Annotated in this window: 21 protein-coding genes and 1 pseudogene; 10 read left to right on the forward strand and 12 right to left on the reverse strand. The window is 52.3% G+C overall.

All coding sequences use genetic code 11. The annotated features are described in order from the left end of the window. Window positions 1–61: 61 nt before the first annotated feature. The 4 genes from GOV45_RS10585 to GOV45_RS10600 all read right to left on the reverse strand — a co-directional run bounded on the left by GOV45_RS10585 (window position 62) and on the right by GOV45_RS10600 (window position 5403). Window positions 62–1951: an amidohydrolase gene (locus GOV45_RS10585; protein ID WP_170477131.1), complete on the reverse strand. Its 1890-nt coding sequence runs from the start codon at window positions 1949–1951 to the stop codon at window positions 62–64. Window positions 1952–2064: 113 nt separating this feature from the next. Continuing rightward, window positions 2065–3456 (reverse strand): alpha/beta fold hydrolase, encoded by a 1392-nt coding sequence (locus GOV45_RS10590; RefSeq protein WP_170477135.1) that lies wholly within the window; start codon window positions 3454–3456, stop codon window positions 2065–2067. 179 nt (window positions 3457–3635) lie between these two features. Next, on the reverse strand, window positions 3636–3797 hold the full coding sequence (locus GOV45_RS23165; protein WP_174823638.1) for a hypothetical protein: 162 nt from the start codon (window positions 3795–3797) through the stop codon (window positions 3636–3638). Between the two features lie 73 nt (window positions 3798–3870). Further along, a complete protein-coding gene (locus tag GOV45_RS10600) occupies window positions 3871–5403 on the reverse strand; it encodes a phospholipase D family protein (protein ID WP_170477137.1) in 1533 nt (510 codons plus the stop codon). 171 nt (window positions 5404–5574) lie between these two features. On the opposite strand from GOV45_RS10600, the gene GOV45_RS10605 reads away from it, so the two are divergent. Genes GOV45_RS10605 through GOV45_RS10620 form a run of 4 tightly spaced genes read left to right on the forward strand, consistent with a single transcriptional unit; the run spans window position 5575 to window position 9486 of the window. Next, entirely contained in the window at window positions 5575–6993 is a 1419-nt protein-coding gene (locus tag GOV45_RS10605) for a circularly permuted type 2 ATP-grasp protein (protein WP_170477140.1), read from the forward strand. Between the two features lie 3 nt (window positions 6994–6996). Next, window positions 6997–7938 carry an alpha-E domain-containing protein gene (locus tag GOV45_RS10610; protein ID WP_170477142.1) on the forward strand — a complete coding sequence of 314 codons (942 nt, stop codon included), beginning with the start codon at window positions 6997–6999 and terminating at the stop codon, window positions 7936–7938. Between the two features lie 3 nt (window positions 7939–7941). Continuing rightward, on the forward strand, window positions 7942–8739 hold the full coding sequence (locus tag GOV45_RS10615) for a transglutaminase family protein (RefSeq protein WP_170477143.1): 798 nt from the start codon (window positions 7942–7944) through the stop codon (window positions 8737–8739). A gap of 12 nt (window positions 8740–8751) precedes the next feature. Beyond that, complete coding sequence (locus GOV45_RS10620; protein ID WP_170477144.1) at window positions 8752–9486, forward strand: proteasome-type protease; 735 nt, start codon at window positions 8752–8754, stop codon at window positions 9484–9486. A gap of 108 nt (window positions 9487–9594) precedes the next feature. On the opposite strand, the gene GOV45_RS10625 is transcribed toward GOV45_RS10620, so the two are convergent. Genes GOV45_RS10625 through GOV45_RS10635 form a run of 3 tightly spaced genes read right to left on the reverse strand, consistent with a single transcriptional unit; the run spans window position 9595 to window position 11976 of the window. After that, complete coding sequence (locus GOV45_RS10625; RefSeq protein WP_170477145.1) at window positions 9595–10326, reverse strand: amino acid ABC transporter ATP-binding protein; 732 nt, start codon at window positions 10324–10326, stop codon at window positions 9595–9597. Continuing rightward, on the reverse strand, window positions 10326–11159 hold the full coding sequence (locus GOV45_RS10630; protein ID WP_170477146.1) for an amino acid ABC transporter permease: 834 nt from the start codon (window positions 11157–11159) through the stop codon (window positions 10326–10328). The genes GOV45_RS10625 and GOV45_RS10630 overlap by 1 nt, the downstream gene beginning before the upstream one ends. 1 nt (window position 11160) lies before the next feature. Next, window positions 11161–11976: an ABC transporter substrate-binding protein gene (locus GOV45_RS10635; protein WP_170477147.1), complete on the reverse strand. Its 816-nt coding sequence runs from the start codon at window positions 11974–11976 to the stop codon at window positions 11161–11163. Between the two features lie 330 nt (window positions 11977–12306). Here GOV45_RS10635 and GOV45_RS10640 point away from each other — a divergent pair, with 330 nt between their 5' ends. From GOV45_RS10640 to GOV45_RS10655, 4 genes are read left to right on the forward strand one after another with little or no spacing between them, the layout of a single operon-like run. Further along, entirely contained in the window at window positions 12307–14406 is a 2100-nt protein-coding gene (locus GOV45_RS10640) for a hydantoinase/oxoprolinase family protein (protein WP_170477149.1), read from the forward strand. Continuing rightward, entirely contained in the window at window positions 14403–16052 is a 1650-nt protein-coding gene (locus GOV45_RS10645) for a hydantoinase B/oxoprolinase family protein (protein ID WP_170477151.1), read from the forward strand. Before GOV45_RS10640 ends, GOV45_RS10645 begins: the two co-directional genes overlap by 4 nt. Continuing rightward, complete coding sequence (locus GOV45_RS10650) at window positions 16049–17131, forward strand: pyridoxal phosphate-dependent aminotransferase (protein WP_217362453.1); 1083 nt, start codon at window positions 16049–16051, stop codon at window positions 17129–17131. The genes GOV45_RS10645 and GOV45_RS10650 overlap by 4 nt, the downstream gene beginning before the upstream one ends. After that, entirely contained in the window at window positions 17128–17886 is a 759-nt protein-coding gene (locus GOV45_RS10655) for a maleate cis-trans isomerase family protein (RefSeq protein WP_170477153.1), read from the forward strand. The genes GOV45_RS10650 and GOV45_RS10655 overlap by 4 nt, the downstream gene beginning before the upstream one ends. A 271-nt stretch (window positions 17887–18157) precedes the next feature. Here GOV45_RS10655 and gph read toward each other — a convergent pair whose 3' ends face one another. After that, on the reverse strand, window positions 18158–18832 hold the full coding sequence (gene gph / locus GOV45_RS10660; RefSeq protein ID WP_170477156.1) for a phosphoglycolate phosphatase: 675 nt from the start codon (window positions 18830–18832) through the stop codon (window positions 18158–18160). Window positions 18833–19052: 220 nt separating this feature from the next. On the opposite strand from gph, the gene hemP reads away from it, so the two are divergent. Then, on the forward strand, window positions 19053–19220 hold the full coding sequence (gene hemP / locus GOV45_RS10665; protein ID WP_170477159.1) for a hemin uptake protein HemP: 168 nt from the start codon (window positions 19053–19055) through the stop codon (window positions 19218–19220). Next, window positions 19217–19630: a hypothetical protein gene (locus GOV45_RS10670; RefSeq protein WP_170477162.1), complete on the forward strand. Its 414-nt coding sequence runs from the start codon at window positions 19217–19219 to the stop codon at window positions 19628–19630. Before hemP ends, GOV45_RS10670 begins: the two co-directional genes overlap by 4 nt. Window positions 19631–19736: 106 nt before the next feature. Here GOV45_RS10670 and GOV45_RS10675 read toward each other — a convergent pair whose 3' ends face one another. From GOV45_RS10675 to GOV45_RS10690, 4 genes and pseudogenes are all read right to left on the reverse strand, one after another. Beyond that, window positions 19737–22802 (reverse strand): aminotransferase class III-fold pyridoxal phosphate-dependent enzyme, encoded by a 3066-nt coding sequence (locus GOV45_RS10675; protein ID WP_170477165.1) that lies wholly within the window; start codon window positions 22800–22802, stop codon window positions 19737–19739. Between the two features lie 114 nt (window positions 22803–22916). Then, window positions 22917–23162: pseudogene (locus tag GOV45_RS10680) on the reverse strand (NAD(P)-binding domain-containing protein); the annotation flags it as partial. Between the two features lie 102 nt (window positions 23163–23264). Beyond that, window positions 23265–23654 (reverse strand): Cu(I)-responsive transcriptional regulator, encoded by a 390-nt coding sequence (gene cueR / locus GOV45_RS10685; RefSeq protein WP_170477172.1) that lies wholly within the window; start codon window positions 23652–23654, stop codon window positions 23265–23267. Continuing rightward, entirely contained in the window at window positions 23651–26131 is a 2481-nt protein-coding gene (locus GOV45_RS10690) for a heavy metal translocating P-type ATPase (RefSeq protein ID WP_170477175.1), read from the reverse strand. The genes cueR and GOV45_RS10690 overlap by 4 nt, the downstream gene beginning before the upstream one ends. Window positions 26132–26188 lie beyond the last annotated feature (57 nt).

The raw sequence follows: 26188 nt of genomic DNA on the forward strand, positions 1-26188 counted from the left end.
GGGGCGTCCAAACAGCACCACCCACTGAAAGTCTCAATTCTGGCGAAAACACTGCTTCACATCAAAGATGATTATGAACCACGGAAAGGGCGTGGTTTAGCGCCTGTTTCGCAAACTCTGATTGGCTGGGAATTACACCGTTGTTCAAGCGTGCTTCGTCGACGGAAACTTCACCAACTTTCTGTACACGCCCTTCCATAACTGTGCCCCAAACCACAATATCTTTTATTGCCATTGGATCCACGGCCAACGGATTTTCCTCCAGAATGGTGAAGTTAGCCAGCTTTCCCGGTTCGATACTGCCAAGCTCATCTTCCAGATGGTGCGAATAAGCGGCATTTATTGTCACCCCACGCAACGCCTCTTCTGCTGAAACCTTTTGGTTCCCGCCTGCGACCCGGCCCGAGCTGGTGACCCGGTTTACCGCACTCCACATCAAGAACAGCGGATCGCCCGGTGCCATAGGCATGTCTGAGTGTAAGGACCATGATACTCCTGCCCTATCCAAATCCCCCAGCCGAACCATCTGATCGGCGCGGTCGGATCCCAGACCTGTTTCACCATAGCGGTCCGACAGTGCTGTGACGTAGTAAGGGTTTGCACTGACGATGGCGCCAAGCCTTCTAATCCGATCGACCTGATCCGGTGCGCTTACTGCGAAGTGCACAATCACTGTACGATGATCAAATCGCGGGTTGCGCAACAGGTTGTCTTCCAATGTGTTCAGAACTCGGTCGAGACCGGCGTCTCCGTTGACGTGCACATGTATTTGATAACCTGCGTCCCAATAGACGCTAAAAGCACGCTCAAAGGCGTCTTTGTCCATCATCCACTCTCCGTGATAATCGCCGATGGGAGGATCCCGAAGCTGGATCGCAAGAGAGTATATTGCTCCGTCAGAAAACAGTTTGACGCTGTCTGGAACCATGCTTGTCATGCCACCATACCAATCAACCAGCGCCTTGGTTTGTTGGATCACGTCAGCGTCGTTTTCGTAGGTTGCCACCAAGCTTTTGCCATCAGGGATAAACGTCCATCTAAACGGCATCGACGGGGCGGACATCACAGCATTGACCGCGTCTTGAATAGGTTTCGCCAATATACCGCCGGGTTCATTTCCGAATGTGACGCCCTTTGCGTGCATATAGTCACGCATCGTCAGCAAGCCTGAACGAAACTTGTCCGGATTTGCGATCATAGGTGCGATGTTCGGAAGGACCGCAAACAATCCTTGTTCCCAGAAATGGCCGTCTTCAAAGTTGGATTGCGACTGTTCGCTTTCCGACCAGGATCCAACCAGCTCCTTCGTCACACCAGCCTTGGACAATGCCGCAGAATTCAGAACGAACTCGTGACAAGACCTGGCCCAAGCAAAAATCGGCCGCTCACCGCTAATGCTATCGAGGTCAGAGCGTGTGAGCGGACCGTAGAACGCCGCGTGGTACCCCCATGTGAGTAATGGCTCAGAAGGATCGCTTAGTTCAGATTCCGCCTTCGCCAGCCGGGTCATAAAATCATCTTTGTCTTCTAGGGCGGTCGCATTCCCGTCGGGAAGATCCCAATCTTCAATAGAGAGGATCAACGATGACATAGTTAAGCCTGCCAAGATGGGGTGATCATGCTGTGCAATGAAACCGGGAACGATGACATGATCCTCGAAGGTTCTGTCAAGGTCATGCGGCCGATCTCCAATTAAGACCTGCACTTCTTCAAGAGTACCTGAGGCAAGAACACGATCATTGACGATCGCAACGGCCTGCGCAGTAGGTTGATCAGGATCGAGTGTGACAATTTCTCGAGCGACAAAAATCGTAGCCGTATCGATGCCGATGATCGCGGCCCCAACATCCGAAAGTGAAATAGCCTGCGCTATTGCGCGATTGGCAAGAACCATCGCGGTCGAACCGGTAAGCGCCATTTTCAAGAAGTGTCTTCTGGGAAAGTATGACATTGTTTTCTCCTTAAAAAGTGAGGTCGCTGATCACGTCCCGGTTTTCTGATAATCGCTGGTTCAATGTCTAAATTTAGAAATGCCTTGTTTTGTCTGAATGGCAACTTTGTTGCTTAATCAGAGTGGTCTTTTAGGAATGGGCCAATCTCATGAAAAAACTCATCGAACCCGGAATGCCCGCGTATCATGCAGTGGTTAGCTCCGGGTAGCTCAACAAACTCGGCGGTTGGTATTTCCCGAGCGGTTTCACGCCCTTCGCTGATTGGTGCTGCCATATCGCCCTTTGCATGTAGCACCAGCGTCGGAACCTTCAGGCTTCGGGCGTCCACGCGTGCATCGGTGTAAGCGTTCATTTCCATGATCCGCAGGGCGGTTTCCGGACTTGCAGAGATTCTTTGCATTTCGTCAAAACTGGCACCCTCTTCCGGTGTGGCATCCGGAATATAGCTCGAGGTAAAAAAATGGCGATAAACTGGGTTGGGGGAACCCCAACCAGCTGATACCATCGCCCGGGAAGCGTTGTAGAATTGTTCAGCTTCGACATCGCCGCGCATCATTCGGCCGCGGACATAACCGCCCAGCAAAATAAGAAACTTAACACGCTCGGGAAATCTTGCTGCAAATCTGACGGAAAAGGCCGAACCTTGGCTGATACCCAGCAGTCCGAAACGTTCAAGACCTGCGGCGTCGGCAACCGCAAGCATGTCGTCGATCATTCGATCCTCTGAAATGTCGTCGACATCCCAGTCTGAAAGACCATTGCCCCGCTGATCAAATCGAACCAGCCGGCAAAGTTTGGACATTTCTGAAAGGAAATCCCCCCAAACCGGACTAGTCCACTCATATTCAATATGATTCAACCAGTTTGGTGCTTTCAAAACGGGGGTGTCCTGTCCGGTGGAGGCCCACGCGAGATTCACGCCGTCGCTCGATTTGCAGAACTTTACTCTTTGCTGAAGAGATACATCCGGAGCCTTTCGCAATGGTTTTGCTTGCGGGGACCAATGCCAAACTCGAATTGGGCGGCTTATATTCTTTACCCTTTGCCCACCCATATCGCGGAATGCGGCGTCTACTCTGTCTTGAACAGCCTGGTGCACGACATCAGAAACGCAAACGCCACCCGGTTCAGCCAATCCTTCCAGGCGCGCTGCAACGTTAACACCGTCGCCAAAAATATCGCCCTCGTCGAAAATTACATCGCCTAAATTGATACCAACGCGAAAACGGATTCTTTGATCGTCGTCAAGATCTGTCTCGTTAAGGTTCATGGATTGCTGAATTTTAACCGCGCATTGAACGGCATCTTGAACCGATTCAAATGTGGCCAGCATACCGTCTCCGGTCGTCTTGACGATATTCCCACGGCTTCGAGATATCTCTGGGTCGATCAACTCGCGGCGATACTTTTTTTGTCGGGACAAGACCCCCAATTCGTCCGCTTCCATCAAGCGCGAGTAGCCAACCATGTCGGCTGCCAGTATCGCCGAAAGTCGTTGTTCCATATCCGTTTCCCCCGCGCCTGTTGTTTCAAGAACTTCAGTCAGGCTTCATCGTGTTCGGTCGCATATTCCGAGGACAGTATACCCGGAAATCGCTTGCTAGTAACGACAGCAAAATAGCGAGAGAATTTAGAGGCTATTTACACAAAAACACCGATCGAGATTGCACTGGGTTTCAATTGTCATTCGTACTGGATGATGGCGGCCTCAAAGTCACTTTCGCTTGTAACTTTGGTATGGTGACCGTGCCCACCTCTGTCTTCCATGTGCCATACGTCGCCCACACGTTTTTCTCGGCTTTCGCCCGATAAGTCGGCATAGAGTCTGAAATACTTCAAAATCATTGTCCCTTCCAAAATACCGAATGGCACGCGTGCGGCTGTCGACAAAGGTCCAATTCTCTTTTTTCGCGCTAGATCAAAGCTGCGATCCGATGGGTAAAATTGCGAGTAAACCGGAAACGATGTGATCCCAGGCCGAGCCTGTCGGTTCCGAGTCGTATTCCAAGATTGTGCCGTCTTCATCGCGAGTTTGCCACTTAAGCTGACCGGCATTCTCCAAAGTCACCCGATAAGTGTAAGCAGGCAGTACTTCGTTCAGCGCACCCATGGTTTGAGCGGTCAATGAAGGCGAGTCTATCAGGATGCCCATTTCAGTGTTGATATTTACCGAGCGTGGGTCCCAGTTGAACGATCCTACGAATAGATAACGGTCATCAATCGCGAAGGCCTTGGAATGCAAACCCGAGCGGGATTGCGCCCAATTAATTCCGCGCCGTTGAACCTGATAAGCATCGGGTCTCAATTCATATAAATCCACCCCACCGCGCAGCAGTGCCCGGCGTTTCTTGGCGTAATGGGCATAGACTGGCGCGACATCGTTAGAGCGCAACGAATTGGTTACGACCGTTACGTCGACCCCACGGTTTTCCAGTTCGGTCATCCATCTGACGCCGTTGTTGCGGGGCACGAAATATGCGGAGACTATATTCACCTCATCCCGCGCATCTTCAAAATACGGGAGCAGTTGAGACGCGAGAATTGGGTCAGAGTTGTCAACGCCCGCAGCCTTGGAAGGCGGGTCCGCGTATAACCGCGCCGGAACCCAATCCAAAGCCAATGCGCCATCTGCGAAGTTTTCCTTGGCGGATTTTCTCAAAGCTTCTCCGTATTGGGTTTGCTTTGCCTCTTCTACAAGGGCATGGAGCCTTTCACGGGCTTCGCTAAGACCAAATGTTTCAGGCTCTCCAACAACCACACGCGCGGGTACGGCGAACTCGCTATTCCAATAGGCGTCAAAACTTTTAGAGACCTCTTCAACCACGGGCCCGGCTGCCAATACATCGAGATCAGCATAGTTCATTTCTTCCTGGGCCAGGAAATACTCGGCACCTATGTTTCGCCCACCCACGATGGTGAATACATTGTCGGCAGTCATCGACTTGTTGTGCATCCTGCGGTTTATGCGTTTAAAGTCCGTCAGCCCGGCTACAAGAAGGCTCTGATCCCGCCAAAAGGGGTTGAACAGCCTGATCTCGATATTCTTGTGATAGTCCAGAGCAGCTGTCATAGCGTCATAGCTGGAGGTATCCATATCATCCAGCAACAGCCGAATGCGAACACCTCGGTCAGCCGCCTGCAAAAGGCTGGCCGCAAAAAGGTGCCCCGTTGGGTCATTGTGCAAAAGGTAGTATTGCGCATCGATCGATCGTTCTGCAGCGGCGGCCAACAAAAGTCTTGAGACCAGTGCTTGTTCTCCATCATTAATCAGCTTTACTCCGGATCGCCCGTCCTTTGGGTCTCCAAGTCTGTTGGCGGCTTGACTTAAAGCGCTGTTCGAATTTGTGGGAACAGAGCTTGTCACTGTCTTTTCGTAAGTGCGAACTTTTGGGGCACATGCGACAAGAGCAAGCGCACAAACTATTTGAACCAGTAATTTCCAATGGTTCATTCGTATCCTCCAACAGTTTTTTAGGACTATACACAGCGTTGCAGTTCAGCTCGATTTTTCTTCGCTTTACGCCTTGGCCGACAGCCTCAAAAATAGACGCAACTCAGAAAGCAATTCTGTTTTTCAGTCCGTTTTACTTGAAAACTGCGTTGTGTTCGTCAAACTTCTCGAATGAGTGAATATTTTGATGAGATGTACAACAGTGACGGATCACTCCGCGGACCATATGAAGAGATAGGCCGTTGGTTTGATGCCGAAGATGTTTCGCGGTTGCGGGCAAAACAACGCGAAGCGGAAGAGGTTTTCAGACTGACGGGCATTACGTTTAACGTTTACGGCAAGTCAGAAGCTGAAGAGCGTTTAATTCCTTTCGATATCGTTCCCAGGGTAATTTCCGGTCGCGAATGGCAGCGGTTGGAACGTGGTATTGAACAGCGTGTTCGAGCCATCAATGCGTTTCTTTATGATATCTACCATCGTCAGGAAATTGTTCGGGCAGGGCGAGTTCCCGCTGCAATGATAGCTGAAAACGAGGCATTTCTTCCGCAAATGCTGGGTGTTTCACCGCCCGGGCAAATATACACGCATATTGTAGGGATTGATCTGGTCCGCACGGGACCCGACGAATTTTTCGTATTGGAGGACAATGCCAGAACCCCGTCTGGCGTAAGTTACATGCTCGAAAACCGGGAAACGATGCTCAAGATGTTCCCCGAGTTGTTCAGCGCGACGAATGTCCGGAATGTCTCAGATTATCCGCTAAACTTGCGACGGTCCCTTGCGGCTTGCGCACCAGATTGCGCCGAAGGGGAGCCGACTGTAGCAGTTCTTACACCGGGTATCTACAATTCTGCATATTTCGAGCATGCGTTTCTTGCAGACCAGATGGCAGTGGAATTGGTTGAGGGGCACGACCTGCGCGTCGTTAAAGGGCGCGTTTGCATGCGCACCACGCGAGGGTATCGTCCAATAGATGTTCTGTATCGTCGGGTAGATGATGAGTTTCTTGATCCTTTGAATTTTAACCCAGAAAGTGCTCTGGGTGTACCTGGTATTTTGGACGTTTATCGCGCTGGGGGAATAACAATAGCAAATGCGCCGGGAACCGGAATTTCTGACGATAAGGCGATCTATTCCTACATGCCTGAAATCGTGGAGTTTTATACAGGCGAAAAGCCAGTTTTGAAGAACGTTCCAACGTGGAGATGCAGCGAACCCGACTCGCTTGCCTATGTTCTGGACAACTTGGCAGATCTGGTGGTCAAGGAAGTACATGGTTCTGGTGGTTATGGTATGTTGATTGGCCCCACTGCCAGCAAGAAAGAGATTGCGACTTTCCGCGACAAGCTCAGGGCGCGGCCGTCCAACTACATAGCACAGCCAACGTTGTCGTTGTCGACCGTCCCAATCTTTGCCAGATCAGGTTTGGCACCCAGACATGTTGATCTACGCCCGTTTGTTCTTGTTTCACCCGAAGGCATCAAAATTACACCTGGTGGGTTGACGAGGGTGGCTCTGAAGAAAGGTTCTTTGGTCGTGAACTCCTCCCAGGGTGGCGGCACCAAAGATACCTGGGTTCTGGAGGACTAAGCCATGCTGGGAAAAACCGCAGGCGGGTTGTTCTGGATGTCCCGCTATCTGGAAAGAGCTGAAAACACCGCCAGATTACTTGAAACCGGGCAACGTATGGCTTTGACCCGAGCCCAAAACTCGATCGAAGAGTGGGCGTCGGTTCTGAAAACCGCGGGTGTTCTGGACAGCTATCATTCAAAGTATGACGAGGTAACCAAAGACAATGCTGTTGATTGGGTTTTGCGGGACGCTGAAAACCCTTCATCGGTTCGGTCCGTCATCAAACAGGCAAGGGACAACGCGCGCCTTGTGCGAACCGCCTTAACGCACGACGTTTGGAGCGCGGTCAATGCCACTTGGATGAAGATCGACGCGGTCATGAAACGCCGAGTAAACGAGCGGGATTTGCCCGGTGTCTTGGAACTGGTTCGTCATCAGGCAGCTTTGGTCCGAGGAGCGAATCTTGGTACAATGCTGCGCAATGACATCTTTGACTTTACAAGGTTGGGTACGTTCGTTGAACGCGCCGACAACACAGGGCGCATCCTGGACGTCAAGTATTATGTCCTTTTGCCTACAGCATTTTCAGTCGGATCCTCTTTGGATAACATCCAGTGGGAAAGCATCCTGCGATCAGTCGGTGCAGGGGGTGGATACCGGATGACGCATGGCCAAAAGACGACGCCTTCGGACATAGCCGCTTTTCTGATCCTCGATCAGCGAATGCCACGCAGTCTTCATTTCTGTTGCCGCAAAATTCAGGAAAACCTTTTTTATCTAAAAAAGGACTACGGATTTTCTGGTCCGTCCTGCGAAGGCTCCGATGCGCTTTTCCAAAAGTATATGGACAAGGATATCTCCGAAATTTTTGAGTTCGGGCTTCATGAGTTCATACAAGAATTTTTGAACGACCTTTCGATGTTAAGTCGCCAAGTTGAAATCGACTATCGCTTTTATGAGTAGAGCATGAAACTGCATATCAAACACGAAACCAGATATGACTTTGATGCGCCAGTTCCGTTTGGTCTGCAGCAACTTAGAAAAACCCCTAAGTCTTTCCGCAATCAAACTATCCAAAGTTGGGATACCCGCGTCGAGGGCGGGCGCAAGGAACTGACTTTCGAGGACTATCATCGAAATACTGTCGAGCTGGTTTGTTTTGAACCAAACACAAAGAGTGTGTCTTTGATTTCGGAAGGTGTAGTCGAGGTTGAAGATACGCACGGTATTCTTGGGCCTCACGAAGGGTCAACACCGCTTTGGCTTTTCAAACGCAGCACACGCCAGACAAAACCGGGCAAAGGTGTCGCTGAAATGGTCAGATCGCTACCGCAGGGCGAACTTGTCCAGCAGCTTCATGCACTGTCAGATGCCATCAGGGATCGTGTTGAATACAAGGTCGGAAGTTCACATCCGGACTGGAGCGCTGAGGACGCAATCGAAGCGGGCAGCGGAGTTTGTCAGGACCACGCGCATATTTTTGTTAGCGGCGCACGCCAACTCGGTTTGCCTGCGCGCTACGTGTCAGGCTATCTGATGATGAATGAAACCGAGCTACAAGATGCGACCCACGCTTGGGCGGAAGTGCATATTGAAGGACTAGGTTGGGTTGGATTTGACGTCTCCAACGGGATATCCCCCGACAACAGATATGTTCGTGTTGCAACGGGGCTAGACTACTCACAGGCTGCACCGATAATAGGAAGTAGAATTGGGGCAGCGGGTGAGCAGTTGACGGTACAGCTGCAAGTCGCACAGCAGTAACGGAGACAAAGAATGACCTATGCTGTGGGGATGCGGCTGAACCGCGGGTTGGTTTTCATGTCTGACACGCGCACCAACGCTGGTGTAGACAACATTTCCACCTTTAACAAGATGTTCAACTGGACGATCGAGGGCGAGCGATTCATTACTTTGTTGACGGCCGGCAATCTGGCCACAACGCAGGCAACTGTAAGTCTACTGGAAGAAAGGACAAAGGCGCCTGCTGATCGTTCGCCGTCAATTCTTGAGGCGGAAACAATGTTTCAGGTCGCTCAGTTGGTTGCAGACACACTCAAAGACGTTATTGAACAGCACGGCTGCGCGGGCCAGCAGGCCGATAGCGCGTTCCACGCCACCATGATTTTGGGCGGTCAGATCAAAGGCGGACCATCGCGGTTGTTTCTGATCTATCCCGAAGGAAACTTTATAGAAGCAAGTGAAGATACCCCGTTTTTCCAAATCGGGGAGACCAAGTACGGTCGACCGATTTTGGTCCGGGCTTTCGATCCGGAAATGAGCTTTGCCGAAACCGTAAAGTTATTACTGGTTAGTTTTGATTCAACCATCAAAGCCAACTTGTCCGTTGGCGCACCGCTTGATCTGTCCTTCTACGACGAAGACAGTTTTGCTGCTGGCAAGCGAACTAGGTTCGAGGCAGATGACGCATATTTCCGAACCATTTCGGACGGGTGGGGTGACGCTCTAAAATCAGCGTTGTCCAAACTGCCCGCATATAAAACAGAATAAATGAACGGCGATTGAACAGCGGTTTGATCACAAGATATCTGTGCTGGATTTTACGGAGAGCTTTTCCCCGGCCCAGTAGCAAGATTAAAGCGGCTCAGCCAATGGTAGTCACTTCAATGCACGGGCAAGAAAAGTGCGGGTAGCTTCCTGTTGAGGCGCTTCAAATAGTACTTCTGGCGGGCCCTCTTCAACTATACGCCCGTTTTGCAAGAAACCCACTTTGTCCGCCGCTTCGCGGGCAAATCCCATTTCATGGGTGGCCATCACCATTGTCATTCCCTGCTTTTTCAGCATTAGCAACACGTCAAGAACTTCACCAACCAGTTGCGGATCCAAGGCCGAGGTGATTTCGTCAAACAACATCACTTCAGGTTGCATGGCCAGGGCCCGAACAATGGCCACTCTTTGTTGTTGTCCACCTGACAATTGATCCGGGTAGTTATGCATCCGGTCGGCAAGGCCAAATCTGGCAAAAAGCGCCTCGGCTTCTGGTAACAATTCAGCGCGTGATTTTCCATGCACCCGACGCGGCGCGAGCATAACATTTTCAATCGCCGTCATGTGAGGGAACAGATTGAAACTCTGAAAAACAATTCCGATCCTTGCTCGTACCGACTGAGGGTCAAGCCCTGGAACGGAAATGTCTGTGCCATCCAGGAAAATGGCGCCGTCTTCGATAGGTTCCAACAGGTTTATACAGCGCAGAAGCGTGGACTTTCCAGCCCCGGATGCACCGATGAGACAAACCATTTGTCCCTCTTCCACATCCAGATCAATCCCATCGCAAACTGTATCGTCGCCAAACCGTTTCACGACGCCTCGTAGCTCAAGTTTTGCCATCAGCGTCTCTCTCGCATCTGGCGTGCCATTAGATGGTCGGCGTAACGCGTAGCCGGGATCGTTACGATTAGGAAAATGATGGCGGCACCAACGTAAGGAGTGAAGTTTGCGAGCAAAGACTTGAACACGCCGGCCTGACGGAAAATTTCCACGGGGCCAATGAAACTAAGCAATGACACGTCTTTTTGCAATGCGATAAGCATGTTCATTTGCGAAGGAACGACATTGCGGATGGCCTGCGGTAGAACCACATCCCGCATAACCTGCCTCTCGGAAAGGCCCAGCGACAGAGCAGCTGCGCGCTGACTGTGGTGAACGCTGTCAATGCCGGATCTGAAAATCTCTGCCACGTAGGCTGAATAAGTGAGTATCAGAGCCAACGAACCCCAGATGTAAGGTGAATTCCACGGCCTTGGCAGGCCAAGGCCCGGTATGCCGAAGCCGATGAGATATACAGTCAAAATGACTGGCACACCGCGGAAGATGTCCGTAAATGCAGCGCCAAATATACGCAAAGGAAAAAGTGCCGGGGATTTCGCGTCGCGGGCTAAAGCTATCAACAAACCAAGTACAGCAATCGCAGGAGCCGACCACGCAAAGATCATTACATTAATACGAAACGCTTCCAGCAGTTTGGGAAAAGTTTTTGCCAGCACTTCGCCGTTAAAAAAGCTCTGCTGTACCTTTCCCCATCCTGGTGCCATCGGAACCAGAACGACTAAGGCAACGACGACGATTATGGTGCTTGTCGCAGCAACCAAAATAGAACGCCGTCGTTGCTGCGCTTCGTAGAGTTCACGGCGAGTTATCCCCGCCGCCTTTGATCTTGCCATCTTATTTGATTAGGGGAACACCAGTGGTGTCCTGCAGCCATTTTGCCTCGATCTCTGCCAATTTTCCGTTTGAGGCGATGGCGGCAATAGCTTCGTCAACACAGGCCTTCAGCGGATTACCTTCCTCCATCAGCATCCCGAAATGATCAGGGTTGTCGCCTTCGTCAGCAGGGAACTGACCGATGACTTTGGAGCCTTCGATCATGACGGCGCTGAGAAACAACGCAGTCGGCAAGTCAAACAGTGCCGCGTCAATCTGATTGGCCGTCATGGCCGCATTGACGTCAGCGTTGTCGCCATAAAGCAGCGGCTCATTGTCTGGTTCGATGACTGCGGCCAGTTTTGGCACCGCCGTCGTCGAACCGACTGCCCCCCATTGCAATCCTTTCAGGGCCTCCAACGTGGGCTCCGTGTCCGTCGCATTGGAACCAACCAGCACGGCCATTGGCGCCGTGTAATAAGGAGATGAAAAATCGACGACCTGATCCCGTTCCGGCGTGATTGAGTATTGTTGCATGTTCACATCAAACTCTTTAGCGCCCGGTTGAATTGCCTCGTCGAAAGAAGACCTGACCCAAACGACATCCTCCGCAGCAAACCCCATTTCTTCGGCTACGGCATAAGCTACAGCTGCCTCGAACCCTTCGCCACTTTCGGGCGCATCGTCCAGAACCCAGGGGAAGTAGGCGGGGTTTCCTGTTGCTATGGTGAATTTGCCGTCGGTAAGCGTTTTACCCGCCGCGCAATGACCGTCTGCAAATGCGGTCGTGGAAAACAATGCGAACGAAGCCGCGGTAAGCGAAAGCATCTTGGACATGGGCGCAAACCTCCTGTTGGACTGATTGTATTACGGTAATTCTGCCTGCATGTGCTGTCCAGCGGGTTAGAAGTTGATGGAGCATCGGATTTTCCACGCGAATCGCGGATTGCGCCGTGGCGTAAAGGATTTTGTTGACGATCCAACCATATCTCGTGCAATGCTTGTTACGGAAAAAGTAACAGGATCATGGCCGTTATGATCTTTATTCAACATCCAATGATGCGCCGGGATACCGGATCCGACCTTGTTACTTAACCTGGCGGCTTAGACACCCGTTGGGCAATCGGTCTTTGAGCCGCTTTTCAGTTTTAGCTAGCAGTCTTTCTAATGAGCAATGATTCCGGATTGCGTTTGGCAATCGATATCGGTGGAACGTTCACCGACACCGTTCTAATTCAAGGACCCTCGCAGATTTTGGCGACAACCAAAACTCCGACGACACCTGATCAGCCAGCCGTGGGTGCCATTGAAGGTGCGCGTTCGGTTCTGAAAGAGGCAGGTCGTGATTGGAGCCAGATCAACGGTATGATCCACGGCACGACGCTGGCAACCAACGCGCTAATTGAACGTCGCGGGGCAAGGGTAGCCACAGTTACGACCGAGGGCTTCAGGGACATCCTCGAGATTGGATACGAGCGACGTTACTCTCAATACGCAATCAATTTGGTCAAACCAGATTTGCTTGTGCCGCGTACTCGGGCACTGACAATCGGAGGACGCGTGGATGCCCATGGAAAGGAACTGACGCAACTTGACGAAGGTGCAGTGTTAAGGCTGGTCGCTGATCTGCAAAGATTGAATTGCAAGGCTGTAGCCATTTGCCTCATGCACTCTTACGCAAACCCTGCGCAAGAGTTGCGATTGCGCGCGCTGTTGACTGAAAACGTGCCGGACCTTGTGGTTTCACTAAGTCACGAAGTAAGCCCAGAGGCACGTGAATTCGACCGGCTCTGCACGACTGTTGCGAATGCCTACATTCAGCCGTTGATGGGCAAGTATTTGGCTGACTTTAAGGCGCGCTTTGCCGCTGAGGGTTTGAAATGCCCAATTTTGATGATGACTGCGGGTGGAGGGATGACAACAGTCGAAACGGCGGCTCGTCTGCCAATTCGTTTGGTTGAATCCGGGCCAGCGGGCGGGGCCATCCTTGCATCACAAATTGCCGAAGAAGTCGACGTGAGAAAAGTCCTGTCCTTCGATATGGGGGGCACAACCGCCAAGCTTTGTCTAATTGATGATTTCCGCCCCCAAACAGCGAGGAAATTCGAAATATCGCGCGCCGAACGATTTATCAAGGGTTCAGGGATGCCAGTCCGAATTCCTGTAATCGAAATGATAGAAATCGGTGCAGGTGGTGGGTCAATTGCCAGTTTGGACAGGCTGAACCGGCTTTGCGTCGGCCCGCAAAGCGCAGGCTCCGATCCGGGCCCGGCCGGTTTTGGCAAAGGGGGCATTAACCCAACTGTGACCGACGCAGATATATCTCAAGGTTATATTGATCCGGATCGTTTCGCTGAGGGACGGCTGCAAGTTGATCGCGCTGCCTCAGATCGCTCTGTGTCGGCCCATATAGGTTCGAGGCTGTCAATGGAAACAGATGACGCAGCTTTTGCGATCAGCGAGATCGTAGACGAGAACATGGCAAGCGCTGGGCGTATGCATGCAGTAGAGTCAGGCAAGGATCTGAGCGCTCGTTTGATGATTGCGTTTGGTGGCAACGGACCGTTGCACGCGACCCGTGTCGCAAGGCGATCGCAGGTTAGGCGCATTTTGATACCGCGTGATCCCGGGGTTGGGTCCGCAGTTGGATTTTTGTTTGCGCCAGTTTCCTTTGAAATCGTCAGATCTTTTTACACAACCATAGATTCGCTTGATTTATTTAAGCTGAACAGTTTCTTCGCGGACCTTTATGACGAAGCAGAAGAGGTCGTGCGCGCGGGCGCGCCGGACGCAACTTTGCGAACCCGGCGGGTGGCGTTTATGCGGTATCACGGTCAGGGTCACGAAATTGAGGTCGAGTTGCCAAACAGGACGCTGACCTTTGACGACCTCGAAAATCTGCGTAGCGACTTTGAGTCAGAATATATTGGGCAATTCAAGCGCATCGTACCGGGTATGACGATAGAGGTGTTAAACTGGGGGCTTACCGTTTCCGCTCCGGTTCCAGCGCCTTTAAAACATACCAACATGATCGAAGGTCAACCTGTCGACGCTTGGGAAACGCGCGATATCCTTTGCGACATTTCCGGGGTTTGGTGCAAAGCCGGTGTTTTCGAACGATCAGCACTCAAGCCAGGCGACATTGTCTCGGGTCCGGCGCTGATTGTCGAACCACAAACCACCACCTTTGTTAGCGCGGATTTTACGGCGCAGATAGATACAGTCGGAAACATTTGGCTAACGGGAACCCAGGAGATACGCACATGAGAACTTCGCAGACGCGATTGCAGGTGATGTGGAACCGGTTGCTGGCCGTTGTGGAAGAACAAGGACAGGCGTTGGTCCGTGCCGCCTTCAGCCCTATTGTACGAGAGTGTGGTGATATTTCGGCCGGAATATTTGACTTTCACGGTCGAATGGTTGCGCAGGCCGTGACCGGGACGCCAGGGCATATAAACACGATGGCCGAAGCGGTCAAAACATTGCGAACCCGGTTCCCGATTCAGGATATGAAACCCGGCGATATTTACATGACGAACGATCCATGGATCGCGTCGGGACATCTGAACGATTTCTTGCTCATGATGCCTGTATTTTTCGATGACAAGGTTGTGGGTTTTACTTCTTGCACATCGCATCTGGTGGATCTGGGTGGTTTAGGCATGGGGCCGGAAGGTTCGGACATTTATGACGAAGGTCTGCTGATTCCGCCGTGCAAATTGGTGGATGAGGGCAAGGTAAACAATCTGTTGCTTGAGATCGTCAAGGCGAACTCACGCGAGCCGATTGCCAACGAAGGAGATATATACGCGCTGATAGCTTGTTGCGAGGCTGGCGCAGCCCGGCTGCACCAGATGATGGTCGAGTTTGGTTTGAAGGATCTGTACGAGTTGTCTGACTACGTCATCGAAACTTCGCGCCGTGGTACCATCGAAGCCATCTCGGAGTTGCCAAGCGGCACGTGGAGACACGTGCTCAAAGTAGACGGTTACGGTGCCGAGATCGAATTGCATGCCTCTCTGACGATTGCAAAGGACCACCTGTTGCTTGATTTTTCCGGTACGTCAGGGTGTTCAGACAAGGGTATCAACGTGCCTTTGAATTATGCTGCAGCTTATTCTGTGTTCGCACTTCGTTGCATCATCGGGCCGGATATCCCGAACAACGCAGGTTCGCTTGCGCCCTTTCAAGTGACCGGCCCGAAGGGCTGTATTCTGAATGCCCAGCCTCCTGCTCCTGTTGCTATGCGGCATACGCTGGGTCAGATGACGCCCGATCTTGTTTTTGGATGTTTGTCACAGGCGTTGCCTGAACTTGTCCCTGCCGAGGGGGCGTCCTGCATGTATGATCTGCCGTTGCGCAATGTCCCCGAGGCCCCGGACCTTGGTGATAAGCAGTTTGCGCTTGAGCTTGTTTTTAACGGCGGTACTGGGGCAAGACCCACACTGGATGGACTGTCCGCGACGGCATTTCCCAGTGGTGTCTGGGGAAGCCAGATAGAAACCACCGAGTCGGTAGCGCCAGTGTTATTTCATCGTCGTGAATTTCGGCCGGATTCCGGTGGCGCAGGCCGCTTTCGTGGCGGTTTGGGGCAACACATAGAAATTAGCGCGTCGTCTGATCAGGACTTTCTGGTGTTTTTGTCGGTAGAGCGCATTCTGAACCCGGCCAAAGGGCGGTATGGCGGTCAGGATGGTGCCGCAGGACGTGTTCGGATAGGCCGCAGTGGTGAAGAATTGCCCGGCAAAGGAGAATTGCGGGTTAAGGCGGGTGAAACGTTGGTTTTCGAAACTCCCGGGGGCGGGGGTTATGGGGCGCCGCAAGACAGGTGTCGTAACGCGTTGAGTTGGGATATCGAAGCCGGGCTTGTCAGCGCAGATGCGGCCAAATCCAGCTATGGTGATACGCCATGACCCAGCCTATGCCCCACGTCGCGCGCATGGCGCCATATACTCTGGTAAAAGTCCCTGCTGGGGATGATCATACGTTGATCTCGCTTTCTCAGAACGAAAGCCTGCGCCCACCAAGCCCAAAAGTGGTCAAAGCAGCATCGTCGGTTTTGACAAGGTCAATGCTTTACCCGGATCCTGATTGGACGGAATTGCGGCTTGCATTGGCGCAGCATCATGAACTCAACGCAGAGTATATTTTGTGCGGCAACGGGTCCTTGGACCTGATCGGTTGTATCGCGCGCGTGTTTGCAGGACCCGACCGTTCTATATTGGCGCCTGAATATGCTTACCCATTCTTTCGATCAGCAACGCAAATGGCAAATGCCCGTTTTGACATCGCGAGAGAGTCGTTCTTGACGGTAAACGTCAAAGCTATTCTTGACTCGGTCGTAGCAGACACAGGTATCGTTTTTGTCGCGAATCCGGGTAATCCAACGGGAACCCGGATATCCGGTGGGGAGTTGGAACGATTACGCGCTGGCCTGCGCCCAGACATTTTGTTGGTTGTCGATGAAGCCTATGGCGAGTTTGCCGATCACCTGGGTGAATCATGTTTCGATATGGTGAATTCTGGAAATACGGTTATTTTACGTACATTTTCTAAAGCTTATGGAATGGCCGGTTTTCGTGTCGGGTGGGGGCTGTTTCCGCCTGCCGTCGCAGCCGAAATGCGAAAGGTCATGAATCCGAACAATGTAAGCGCCGTCTCGCAGGCCGCGGCGATAGCAGCCGTCCAAGACGAAAAGTACATGCGTGAAACCTGCGAGATTACAACGCAACTTCGCGAAGAGGCGACCACGAAACTCAAGGACGCTGGATTCGACTTGTTTCCGAGTTTCACAAACTTTGTCCTTATCGATATGGGCGATCCGGAAACTGCGCAAAATGCGGAAGCTGCGTTGAGACGCAATGGCATCCTTGTCAGGCCACAAGGCGGCGTCGGATTGCCCCATGCGTTGCGAATGACCATTGGGGCCAAACAGGACAACGAAGCGGCCATTTCCATTCTTGCTCAATGCAAAAAGGAACACGCCCGATGAAAAGCTCACGAGGCCGCGCGCGTTTTGGCGTTTTAGTTCCGTTTACAAACTCCAATCTTGAACCGGACATGGCGATGATGTGCCCTGAGGGAGTATCGCTACACTTTGGTCGGATGGGCGGCTACGACGAGGATAAAATCCCGGATGAAAAACAAATGCACGGGTTGGGAGCCGCTGACCTGGATGAACCACTACGGCTTTTGATGGGGGTCAAACCGGATGTTGTTATTTATGGTTGTACCTCTGCGACCTTGACCCATGGGTTGCAATTCGACAGCGCCTTGGCGGAGCGGATCAGATCCAGCAGCGGGGCTAAAACGGTGACAGCTGCTGGCGCACTGGTGAATGCCCTGAAAACGCTAGGTACGCGGCGTATCGGATTCGCATCGCCGTATGTAAAGGCAATCAATGATATGGCCGTGAAATTCCTTGACGAAGCAGGAATCCGGACCGTAGCCCGTTCCGAAGTTGACGAGACCTTGGACAATGAGGGGCAGGGCGCTCTTGGAACAAGCCGCGTACTTGAGTTAGGGTTGCGGGCTGATCACCCTGAAGCCGATGCCGTCGTTATGTCATGCACTGACATGCGGAGCGTCGAAGTGCTGTCCCAACTTGAACAAGAGTTGGGAAAACCGGTGATCTGTTCGAACCAGGCGATGGTGTTTCAAGCGATGCAAATGTTGGAAATCTTTGAGCCGGTTCAGGGGTTTGGTCAATTGTTGGATCAGGTTGGAACCTGCAACCAACATAACTGAAATATCACTTTCGCACTGCTCTCGCGGTTAAACGGGCACTTTCGGAAAATAGCCGGATGTGTCGATACATAACGTTCGTTCGACCGCACTTCCTTATATCAGGGTCAAACAAAAACTACCTCTACGGGAATTCCCTAATTTCGAAAATCGCTTTGGTGTAGTAATGACTTAGATATCGAAGAATCCCGGTGGGCTTAACCACTTTCACTGGATTTCCCCGATGAGGGGCTGGTTCTAAACCCCCTTGGCCGGCCCCTCTTATACATTGAAGTTACGGGTTAAAGTTTCCTTCTTTTATGATCTGTGACAACAAATCCGGCATGTCCGCATAATGATCAAAGGCCAACAGATGTGGTAGCTCCGCAATTGAGGACTTACGGTATCCTTCTGTGAAAAGAAGAAAGGGCACATCGGCCCGTTTTGCGGTTTCGGCGTCCACTTCACTATCGCCCACAAAGATACTCGGGCCAATATTTGGCATCGCTTTGAAGCAGGCGTTTAGATGTTCCGGATCAGGTTTGCACTTGTTCACTGTATCTCCGCCAACCACCGAGTCAAAATGCGGTAACAGTTCCAACGCTTCAAGTATGTGACGCGCCGGCGCTTCGGGTTTGTTGGTGCAGACACCCAAGGCACAGCCCATATTGCCCAATCTGCTTAGGGCTTTTGTAACACCGGGATAAACTGTTGTTCTTTGAGTCGGTGCCGCATTGTAATGGGTTAACGTAGCTCGGCTGAGTTCGGGATGTTTTTGACTGGGTAATCCCCGGTGGACCATAACGCGTTCGACCAGTTTAGGTAATCCATTTCCTACAAACCGCTTTACCGTTGCCAGCGGCAAGGGATCAACACCTTCGTCGGTCAACATTTGATTCACTGCGGCGGTTAGGTCAGCAACGCTGTCGACCAGCGTTCCATCAAGATCGAAAACCACCCGCGCGGACATAGAAAACCCCCTTGTAACAACCAGCCTCAAATTGACTATTTGCTGACCAAGCTGGTTACAACCATGCAATTCACATTTAACAAATCGGGCTCTTGACATATCTTACTGTTTTTATCAGAAATAAATCATGAGCAATTAGCCAGCCCAGTTCAGGGTTAGCCAGATCGGGAAAAAGATTGGACTCGGCGTTTCGCCAACCATGCATCCGGAGATGTCACCCATGAACGCGCAAAACCCAAACCCTTCAAAAAGTTACGCTGTCTCAATGCTGCCAGCCCACAAAGCCGAAGAATTGACCAATGGCGGCAAATTGGCCCATATCGAGTTAGGCGAACAGCTTTATACCTTGCGCATAACGCGCGCGGGCAAACTGATCCTTACAAAGTGAGCGCTAAATTCTCCTGCGGTGGTACCGTTGTTGGTCGACTGTCAGATTTGACGCCTATCGAGGCTGGAGCTGTCCTGTATCTGCGCCTTTGGAGCCAATGCGCTAAGAGCTGTGCAAATGCAGTAAGAGATTTCGCCATCGCGTTAAGTACCAGTCGAGGGCGTGCCGCGATTTCGACCTTGGACCATATGTTACCGTTGTGTGCCCAACATGGCCGAAGAACTTTCGTTCAGCATGGTACGGAATGCGGATGTCTAGGCGCAGAAGAAAATTGTTTTGCTCCGATGATCGCGGCAGGTGCAGAAGGTGAACGCGAGGACGCCATGACGATGGCGTCCCTCGTCGTTCGGCTTGATTATTCTCCAGCTCTTTCCTCGTTGGCCGAGGAATTTGGGATAGCGCTGCGGTGAATAACATCCACGCTCCGGGTATTGAAGATCGGCCAGAAACCTTTGTCAATCACAGCACATTGGAATACAGGGAAAATCACCGGCCCTCGCTCCGGGGATTTGCGTTCTAGCAACAACTGCATCCAGCATGATGATGATCGTGATCGCAGGTAGCTGCTGGCACATAGTCTCCGATCTCAGACAACACATTGCGCATGGCCCAAAGGATCATGTCGACGTCTTCGGCTCCTATGGTCAGAGGCGGGCGAATTTTGAGAATATTGTCCTTTGGTCCCTCGCTTCCGATCAAAATTCGATGGTCGCGCATACGGTTTTTTACATAGCCACAAATCTCGGTCCCCTCGGTTCCATCAAGGTTGACTAGTTCAACCCCCAGAAACAGACCCATACCGCGAACATCACCGATCTGCGAGAACCCATCTTGCAAATTGATTAGCCCGTCCTTCAGTCGAGCCCCCATTAAGCTGGCGTTTTCCTGCAGTCCTTCGTCATCGACGATGTCCAGAACTTCCTTTCCGATACGGCACGACAACGTTGATCCACCAAATGTGGAAAAGAACTCAATACCATTGTCAAAGCTTTCGGCGATTTCACGGGTCGTGACCACGACTCCTAAAGGGTGGCCGTTGCCGATAGGCTTACCCATCACCACGACATCCGGCAGCGCCTGTTGATGTTCAAAGCCAAAGTAAAACTCTCCCAGTCGTCCCAACCCGGTCTGAACTTCGTCGGCTATGCAAACACCGCCAGCAACTCGGACTTTTTCGTATACTGCAGACAGATAACCAGAGGGAGGAATGATCTGGCCCCCAACTGAAGGGAAAGTTTCAGCAATAAATGCTGACAGCCCGTGTCCCTTCTGTTTAAGGGATGCAATTGCAGGGTCTACCAAATCCGCGAACTTGGCGGCACGTACGGGATCGTCGCGGCGGAACGAGCCGCGATAGTCGTCGGCCACTTCGACGAGCTCTACCCAGTTGGCCTTTCCTACTCCGCGGGGTTTGTTGAACTTGTAAGCCGATATCGCGACCGCAGCATTGGTGTTGCCATGATATCCATGGTCAGGCGTAACAATTCCTTTGGCGCCGGTATGTGCTCGTGCCAGTCGCAGAGCCAGCTCGTTCGCCTCAGAACCGGAATTGACGAAATAACAGACTTCGAATTGATCCGGCAGTTTTGAAAGCAGTTTTTCGGCAAATGCGGTTTGCGCAGGATGCAGATATCGGGTGTTTGAATTCATCCTTTTCAGCTGATCCGCCGCGACCAATTGAATGCGGGGATGCGCGTGTCCAACATGCGGAACGTTATTGTAAGCGTCCAGATATGGTCGCCCCCACTCGTCGAAAAGGTGATGTTTCCAACCGCGAACCAGCATTACAGGGTCGTCGTAAGTCAAAGACAGGTTGCCGCCGAAATGTGCTTGCCGATTCTGAAGAACGGACAACTTGTCGGTCGGGCGGTAAAAAACCTTCTCGTCTGACAAGTTCAACAGGGCAGCCGGGTTGGGGCAAACGGCGTGCCACAGATCCAACTCGTCCGGATCACCCACACCGGGCCAATCGGTTTGCATACCATCCGTTGTCAGGGCGAGCTGGAAATGAACGTGCGGCGCCCAGCCGCCGTTTTGGGAGGGATTGCCCAAGCGTGCAAATGCTGCGCCTTGCGCAACAGGATCACCTGGCTTCAGGCGCGCGCAAGCTTCGGAGTCCAAATGACCGTAAAGTGTATAGAATGGATCACCTTCTGGCGTTTCATGGTGCAGGATCACAACGCCGCCATAGTCCAAATGTGCCGTCCGGTTCTCAACAGCTTCGACGCGCCCACTGACCGGTGCGTGCAAGACGGTACCTGCCGGTGCAAAAACATCAACAGCCAGATGAACAGTCCTACGGTCAGAGGCCTTCCATGGCCCCTTGCGAAATCCGGGTTCGGTATAAATTAATCGGGGTTCATTGTAATAGCCCAGCCAGAAACCTTCACCAAACTCTTCACCTACACGGGCTGCCTCATCCAAAGGCATATGAAACGGATTTTGCGGCCAGGTGGAGTTTTCGACCGAGAGTGACCCCATGGGAGCTTCGTTCAAGTCCACTTCGAACATCTTTGCAAAATGTCCGCGATGCGCGTTCAGATAGGCTAGTATGCGTTCTGCACCGTCGACCACAGGTAAACCGCAAGCTGCGCGAAGGCGGGCTGACATAAGCCCCTCATTGACATTGTCGCTTTCGAGAAAGCGCCACGCCGGTGCCTGACTGATCGTTACATAGGGATCATCCGGGTGCTCAGCTGCCATCAATGTTGAATTGACAATCGAGACAGCCAGTCGCATCCGTAGTAGCGGCCAAACCAGATCAATCTCCTCGGCGCACAGGCGGTTGGCTGCATGATAGCCTTGAACCAGAGAGGCAAGAGCACGTTCCGGTTTTGGATGGTCAAGGACCACATATGCCCCGGCGATGGCCAGCTCGCAAACACGTGGTGCGGCGCACATGTCGCCCAGGTCGATCAAACCCGAGACGCTGCGGCGTTCGCTCAACTCTCCTTGGACCAGAATGTTGTAGTCATTTGCGTCGTTGTGAATGGCCTGTTTCGGCAGGCGGTTCAACTGGCCGGATATTCTGGTGAAGTCCCGCACAATGTCTTGAAGTATTTCGCGTCGATCAGCGTTGGTTATTATATCCAATTTGCGCCTAATCCAGCTTGCTTGTACAAGATCCCATTTGAAATCCGATCTATTTAAACCATTGTGCGAAAATTGTTCTAAAGCACGATCCGTTGCCCCCAAAACCCGGCCGAGTTTCAGGATCAGGTCCGTGGTCTTAGGTTTAGCGTCAGCGTAACAACGCCCTGAAAGATATTCGAGCAACCAAACAAGGCGCGGTTGACCTTGCTCATCCCCAATTGACGGCAGTTCTAAGCCGTCTAGTGACGGAAAAACCTTGGGAAATGGTAGGCCCGGTGCAGATGTTGCCAAATGGTCCAGCGCTTTGATTTGTAGGTCTACCAATTCTGGTTGGCAGTCGACGCGCATGACTTTAAGCACATAATCTTGACCGTTCTTGGCGTGTACCAAAAAGTTTAGGTCATATTCCCCGTCCAAACGGGTTAACCGAGCGTCAAGCCCCCAGTGGCTCCGCAGGGCTTTCGCCCAATGATCTTCCGTTCCATTCATGTGCTAATCCATTGCCCTTAAACGTTTGAGCAGCGCCGAGGTGTCCCAGCGTCCGCCCCCCAGCATTTGAACATCCTTATAAAACTGATCCACCAGCTTTGTCAGCGGCAGAGAAGCGCCATTCTCGCCGGCGCAAACAACGCGCAGATCGTTGTCATTTCCTACGCAGGCAATGACAAATTCTGCCCCGCGTGCGGCTTCCTTTGGTGTGGCTGCCGCAGAGCCGCCGTGCTGTTCGACCCAAGCCTCTGCCTTCGCCAAAGTACGGTTGAAAACGGTAACTTCATGGCCAACCGCCTGCAGATGACCGGCCATTGGATAACCCATGACCCCAAGGCCCAAGAACGCGATTTTTGCCACTTGATTATCCTTCCGAGTGAGCAGTGGTTTCCTGACTAAGAAAACCCGATTGCGGAATCCGGAACCGACAAATCAAACGGTGGTACAAAGGGCAACCCCGCTTCAGGGTTTACCTCCTAAATCTTGAAGTATCGGGCAATCTGGTCGGTCGTCGCCGGCGCAGGCCTCTATTAGGTGGCTTAGCGTGTCACGCATTGCATTGAGATCAGTAATTTTGGCCTCGATCTGTCCGAGATGCTGGCGGGCAATGCGCTTTACATCTGCACTGGCACGGGTTTCATCCTCGTAAAGGGCCAGCAGGGTCCGGCAATCTTCAATGGTAAAGCCCAACGCGCGAGCGCGCCCAAGAAAATTCAGCTTGTGGACATCCTGATTACGGAACCGTCGATAGCCGTTGTCGTCACGCAAAGGTTTGATCAGTCCGATATCCTCGTAGTACCTGATCGTCTTTGCGGGCAATCCTGTCAGTTGCGATACGTCTCCGATGTTCATGATGTAACCTCCTGCGTTGCAAGTGGTGAATCAGGCTCCGGCAATTGAACTTGCGCCCGGCGCAAACGCAGGGAGTTGGAAACAACGAACACACTAGACAGCGCCATGGCGCCAGCGGCCAATGCGGGTGATAGCAAATGTCCGCCAAACGGGTACAACACACCTGCGGCTACTGGGATAAGCAGGATATTGTAGCCAAATGCCCACCCCAAATTTTGCCGAATATTTCGCATTGTGCGATGACTGATATCCAATGCATTTGCGACCCCGCGCAAATCGCCGGACATCAATACTACATCAGCGGTTTCAATAGCTACGTCGGTTCCTGTGCCGATCGCAATACCGATGTCTGCGGCCGCTAATGCGGGCGCGTCATTAATTCCGTCTCCGACAAAAGCCGTTGTTCCATACCGGCCTTGCAGCTCTGCTATGGCTTTTTGTTTACCTCCTGGCAGAACCTCGGCCGTTACATCATCGATTCCCAAAGTTTGGGCCAACGCTTTTGCTGTCAGGGTGTTGTCCCCGGTAATCATTACAAGCTTCAATCCCATTGCGCGCAGTGCCTTCAACGCCTCCGGTGTGCCGGGTTTGATCGGGTCTGAAACCGCTAAAGCGGCAGCTGCGCTGCCGTCAATTGCGACAAATAGTGGCGTTGCACCAGTCTTGGAGTGCACCTCTGCGACATGGTTAAGAGCAGCTAGGTCCACCCCGTTCTGCGCCATAAAGCGCCCGGATCCGACCAAAACAGACTGTCCTTCGACGCGGGCACTGACGCCTTGCCCAGTGATTGAGCGAAACTCGGTAACTTCCGGTAGCTCTGCTGGGGCAGCTCGAGTGATAGCATTCGCGACCGGATGTTCGGATTGCGCTTCGACCGCGGCGGCCAGCCGCAGCACGTGTGTTCGTTCAAAACCATCTGCAGCGACAAACTCGGTAAGTTCTGGTCGGCCAAGCGTCAGCGTCCCGGTTTTGTCCATGGCAATTACTTGGGCCTGCTGAAGGGTCTGTAGTGCGTCGCCCTTTCGAAAAAGGACACCCAATTCCGCTGCTCGCCCCGTTCCGACCATGATCGATGTCGGCGTCGCAAGACCCATCGCGCAAGGACAGGCGATGATTAACACCGACACTCCGGCAACAAGCGCAAGCGGTAACGCAGGGGTCGGTCCAAGTATCATCCATGCCAGGACCGTAAGAACAGCAACCGCAATTACGACGGGAACGAAACGATGCGTGATTTTGTCGACCAGCCCTTGGATAGGCAGCTTGGCACCCTGAGCCTGTTCAACCATACGAATTACTTGCGCCAAAACTGTGTCTTGGCCAACGCGCGTGGCCCGAATTTGCAGCGCACCAGTACCGTTCACTGTCCCGCCAACCACTTGTTCCCCGACGGTTTTCCCGACGGGAACTGGTTCGCCCGTAATCATGCTTTCGTCGATGTAAGAGTTTCCGTCCAAGACCTCTCCGTCGACGGGAACTCGTTCGCCGGGGCGGATAATCAACTCATCGTTCTCTGCCACCTTTTCAATGGGTTTATCCACCCATAAACCGTCCTGAAGAACACGGGCAGTGTTCGGTTGAAGGCCAACCAGCTTTCGGATTGCGGCACCGGTTTTTCCTTTGGCTCGGGCTTCCATCAGTCGTCCAAGCAGGATCAGAACAATGATTACCGCGGCAGCTTCGAAGTAAACATTAGCAGTGCCTTTCGGCAGAGCTTGCGGCAAGAAAGTCGCGACTATCGAATATAGATAGGCTGCTCCGGTACCTAATGCGACCAGCGCATTCATGTCAGGTGTGCCGCGCAACAATGAGGGTAAACCCTTGGCAAAAAACACATGCCCGGGACCGGTCATCAGCACGGATGTCAAGGCAAACTGGATCAGATGGCTGTTTTGGGCGCCAATCGTGGCTTGAATCCAATGATGAAAGGCGGGGACCATATGGCCACCCATTTCCAATACGAAGACCGGCAAAGCAAGCGCTGCGGCAATCACCGTGGTCCTAGTTAGCGTTTGTATTTCATCCGATTGCGTATCAAAACCTTGATCTGGTTTGACGTCCTGCGCTTGATACGCTGAATACCCGGTTTCCTTAACGACCCGCACCAAAGATGCTGGGTCACAGGCTCCTTCAACAAAGGTCACAGTTGCACGCTGAGTGGCCAGGTTCACACTGGCGCTCAAAACTCCGGGTCTGTCTTTCAGAGCGTTTTCGAGCCGACCAACGCATGACGCACAGCTCATACCATCGATTTTTAAATCGATTTTCTGTGACTTCGCGGGATAACCGGCTTCATCCAAAGCATTCGTGATAGCCGAGAATGCTCCATCGTATGTGACCTGCGCGACTCCATTGGCAAAATTTACAGACGCCGCCTTTACACCGGGAGCGTTACATAGCGCTGTTTCCACACGCGCAACGCACGACGCGCAGCTCATCCCTGAAACTTTCAATTGAGTTTGGTTTTGATCAACCATCCGAGTCGTCCTGACACTAGGTTTTTGCCTCAAATGGGGCTTCCAGTGACGGGAAGG

This window comes from Ruegeria arenilitoris, from assembly GCF_013035425.1.
In the GTDB taxonomy this organism is placed as follows: Bacteria; Pseudomonadota; Alphaproteobacteria; order Rhodobacterales; family Rhodobacteraceae; genus Ruegeria; species Ruegeria arenilitoris_A.

Coding starts and splice junctions, on each gene's coding strand:
- GOV45_RS10675 (WP_170477165.1), bottom strand. CDS start 22,802: ATGAATGGAACGGAAGATCATTGGGCGAAAGCCCTGCGGAGCCACTGG.
- GOV45_RS10640 (WP_170477149.1), top strand. CDS start 12,307: ATGAGCAATGATTCCGGATTGCGTTTGGCAATCGATATCGGTGGAACG.
- GOV45_RS23165 (WP_174823638.1), bottom strand. CDS start 3,797: ATGATTTTGAAGTATTTCAGACTCTATGCCGACTTATCGGGCGAAAGC.
- cueR (WP_170477172.1), bottom strand. CDS start 23,654: ATGAACATCGGAGACGTATCGCAACTGACAGGATTGCCCGCAAAGACG.
- GOV45_RS10590 (WP_170477135.1), bottom strand. CDS start 3,456: ATGGAACAACGACTTTCGGCGATACTGGCAGCCGACATGGTTGGCTAC.
- GOV45_RS10650 (WP_217362453.1), top strand. CDS start 16,049: ATGACCCAGCCTATGCCCCACGTCGCGCGCATGGCGCCATATACTCTG.
- GOV45_RS10635 (WP_170477147.1), bottom strand. CDS start 11,976: ATGTCCAAGATGCTTTCGCTTACCGCGGCTTCGTTCGCATTGTTTTCC.
- GOV45_RS10620 (WP_170477144.1), top strand. CDS start 8,752: ATGACCTATGCTGTGGGGATGCGGCTGAACCGCGGGTTGGTTTTCATG.
- GOV45_RS10585 (WP_170477131.1), bottom strand. CDS start 1,951: ATGTCATACTTTCCCAGAAGACACTTCTTGAAAATGGCGCTTACCGGT.
- hemP (WP_170477159.1), top strand. CDS start 19,053: ATGAACGCGCAAAACCCAAACCCTTCAAAAAGTTACGCTGTCTCAATG.
- GOV45_RS10655 (WP_170477153.1), top strand. CDS start 17,128: ATGAAAAGCTCACGAGGCCGCGCGCGTTTTGGCGTTTTAGTTCCGTTT.
- GOV45_RS10625 (WP_170477145.1), bottom strand. CDS start 10,326: ATGGCAAAACTTGAGCTACGAGGCGTCGTGAAACGGTTTGGCGACGAT.
- GOV45_RS10610 (WP_170477142.1), top strand. CDS start 6,997: ATGCTGGGAAAAACCGCAGGCGGGTTGTTCTGGATGTCCCGCTATCTG.
- GOV45_RS10615 (WP_170477143.1), top strand. CDS start 7,942: ATGAAACTGCATATCAAACACGAAACCAGATATGACTTTGATGCGCCA.
- GOV45_RS10690 (WP_170477175.1), bottom strand. CDS start 26,131: ATGGTTGATCAAAACCAAACTCAATTGAAAGTTTCAGGGATGAGCTGC.
- GOV45_RS10645 (WP_170477151.1), top strand. CDS start 14,403: ATGAGAACTTCGCAGACGCGATTGCAGGTGATGTGGAACCGGTTGCTG.
- GOV45_RS10630 (WP_170477146.1), bottom strand. CDS start 11,159: ATGGCAAGATCAAAGGCGGCGGGGATAACTCGCCGTGAACTCTACGAA.
- GOV45_RS10605 (WP_170477140.1), top strand. CDS start 5,575: ATGAGTGAATATTTTGATGAGATGTACAACAGTGACGGATCACTCCGC.
- GOV45_RS10600 (WP_170477137.1), bottom strand. CDS start 5,403: ATGAACCATTGGAAATTACTGGTTCAAATAGTTTGTGCGCTTGCTCTT.
- gph (WP_170477156.1), bottom strand. CDS start 18,832: ATGTCCGCGCGGGTGGTTTTCGATCTTGATGGAACGCTGGTCGACAGC.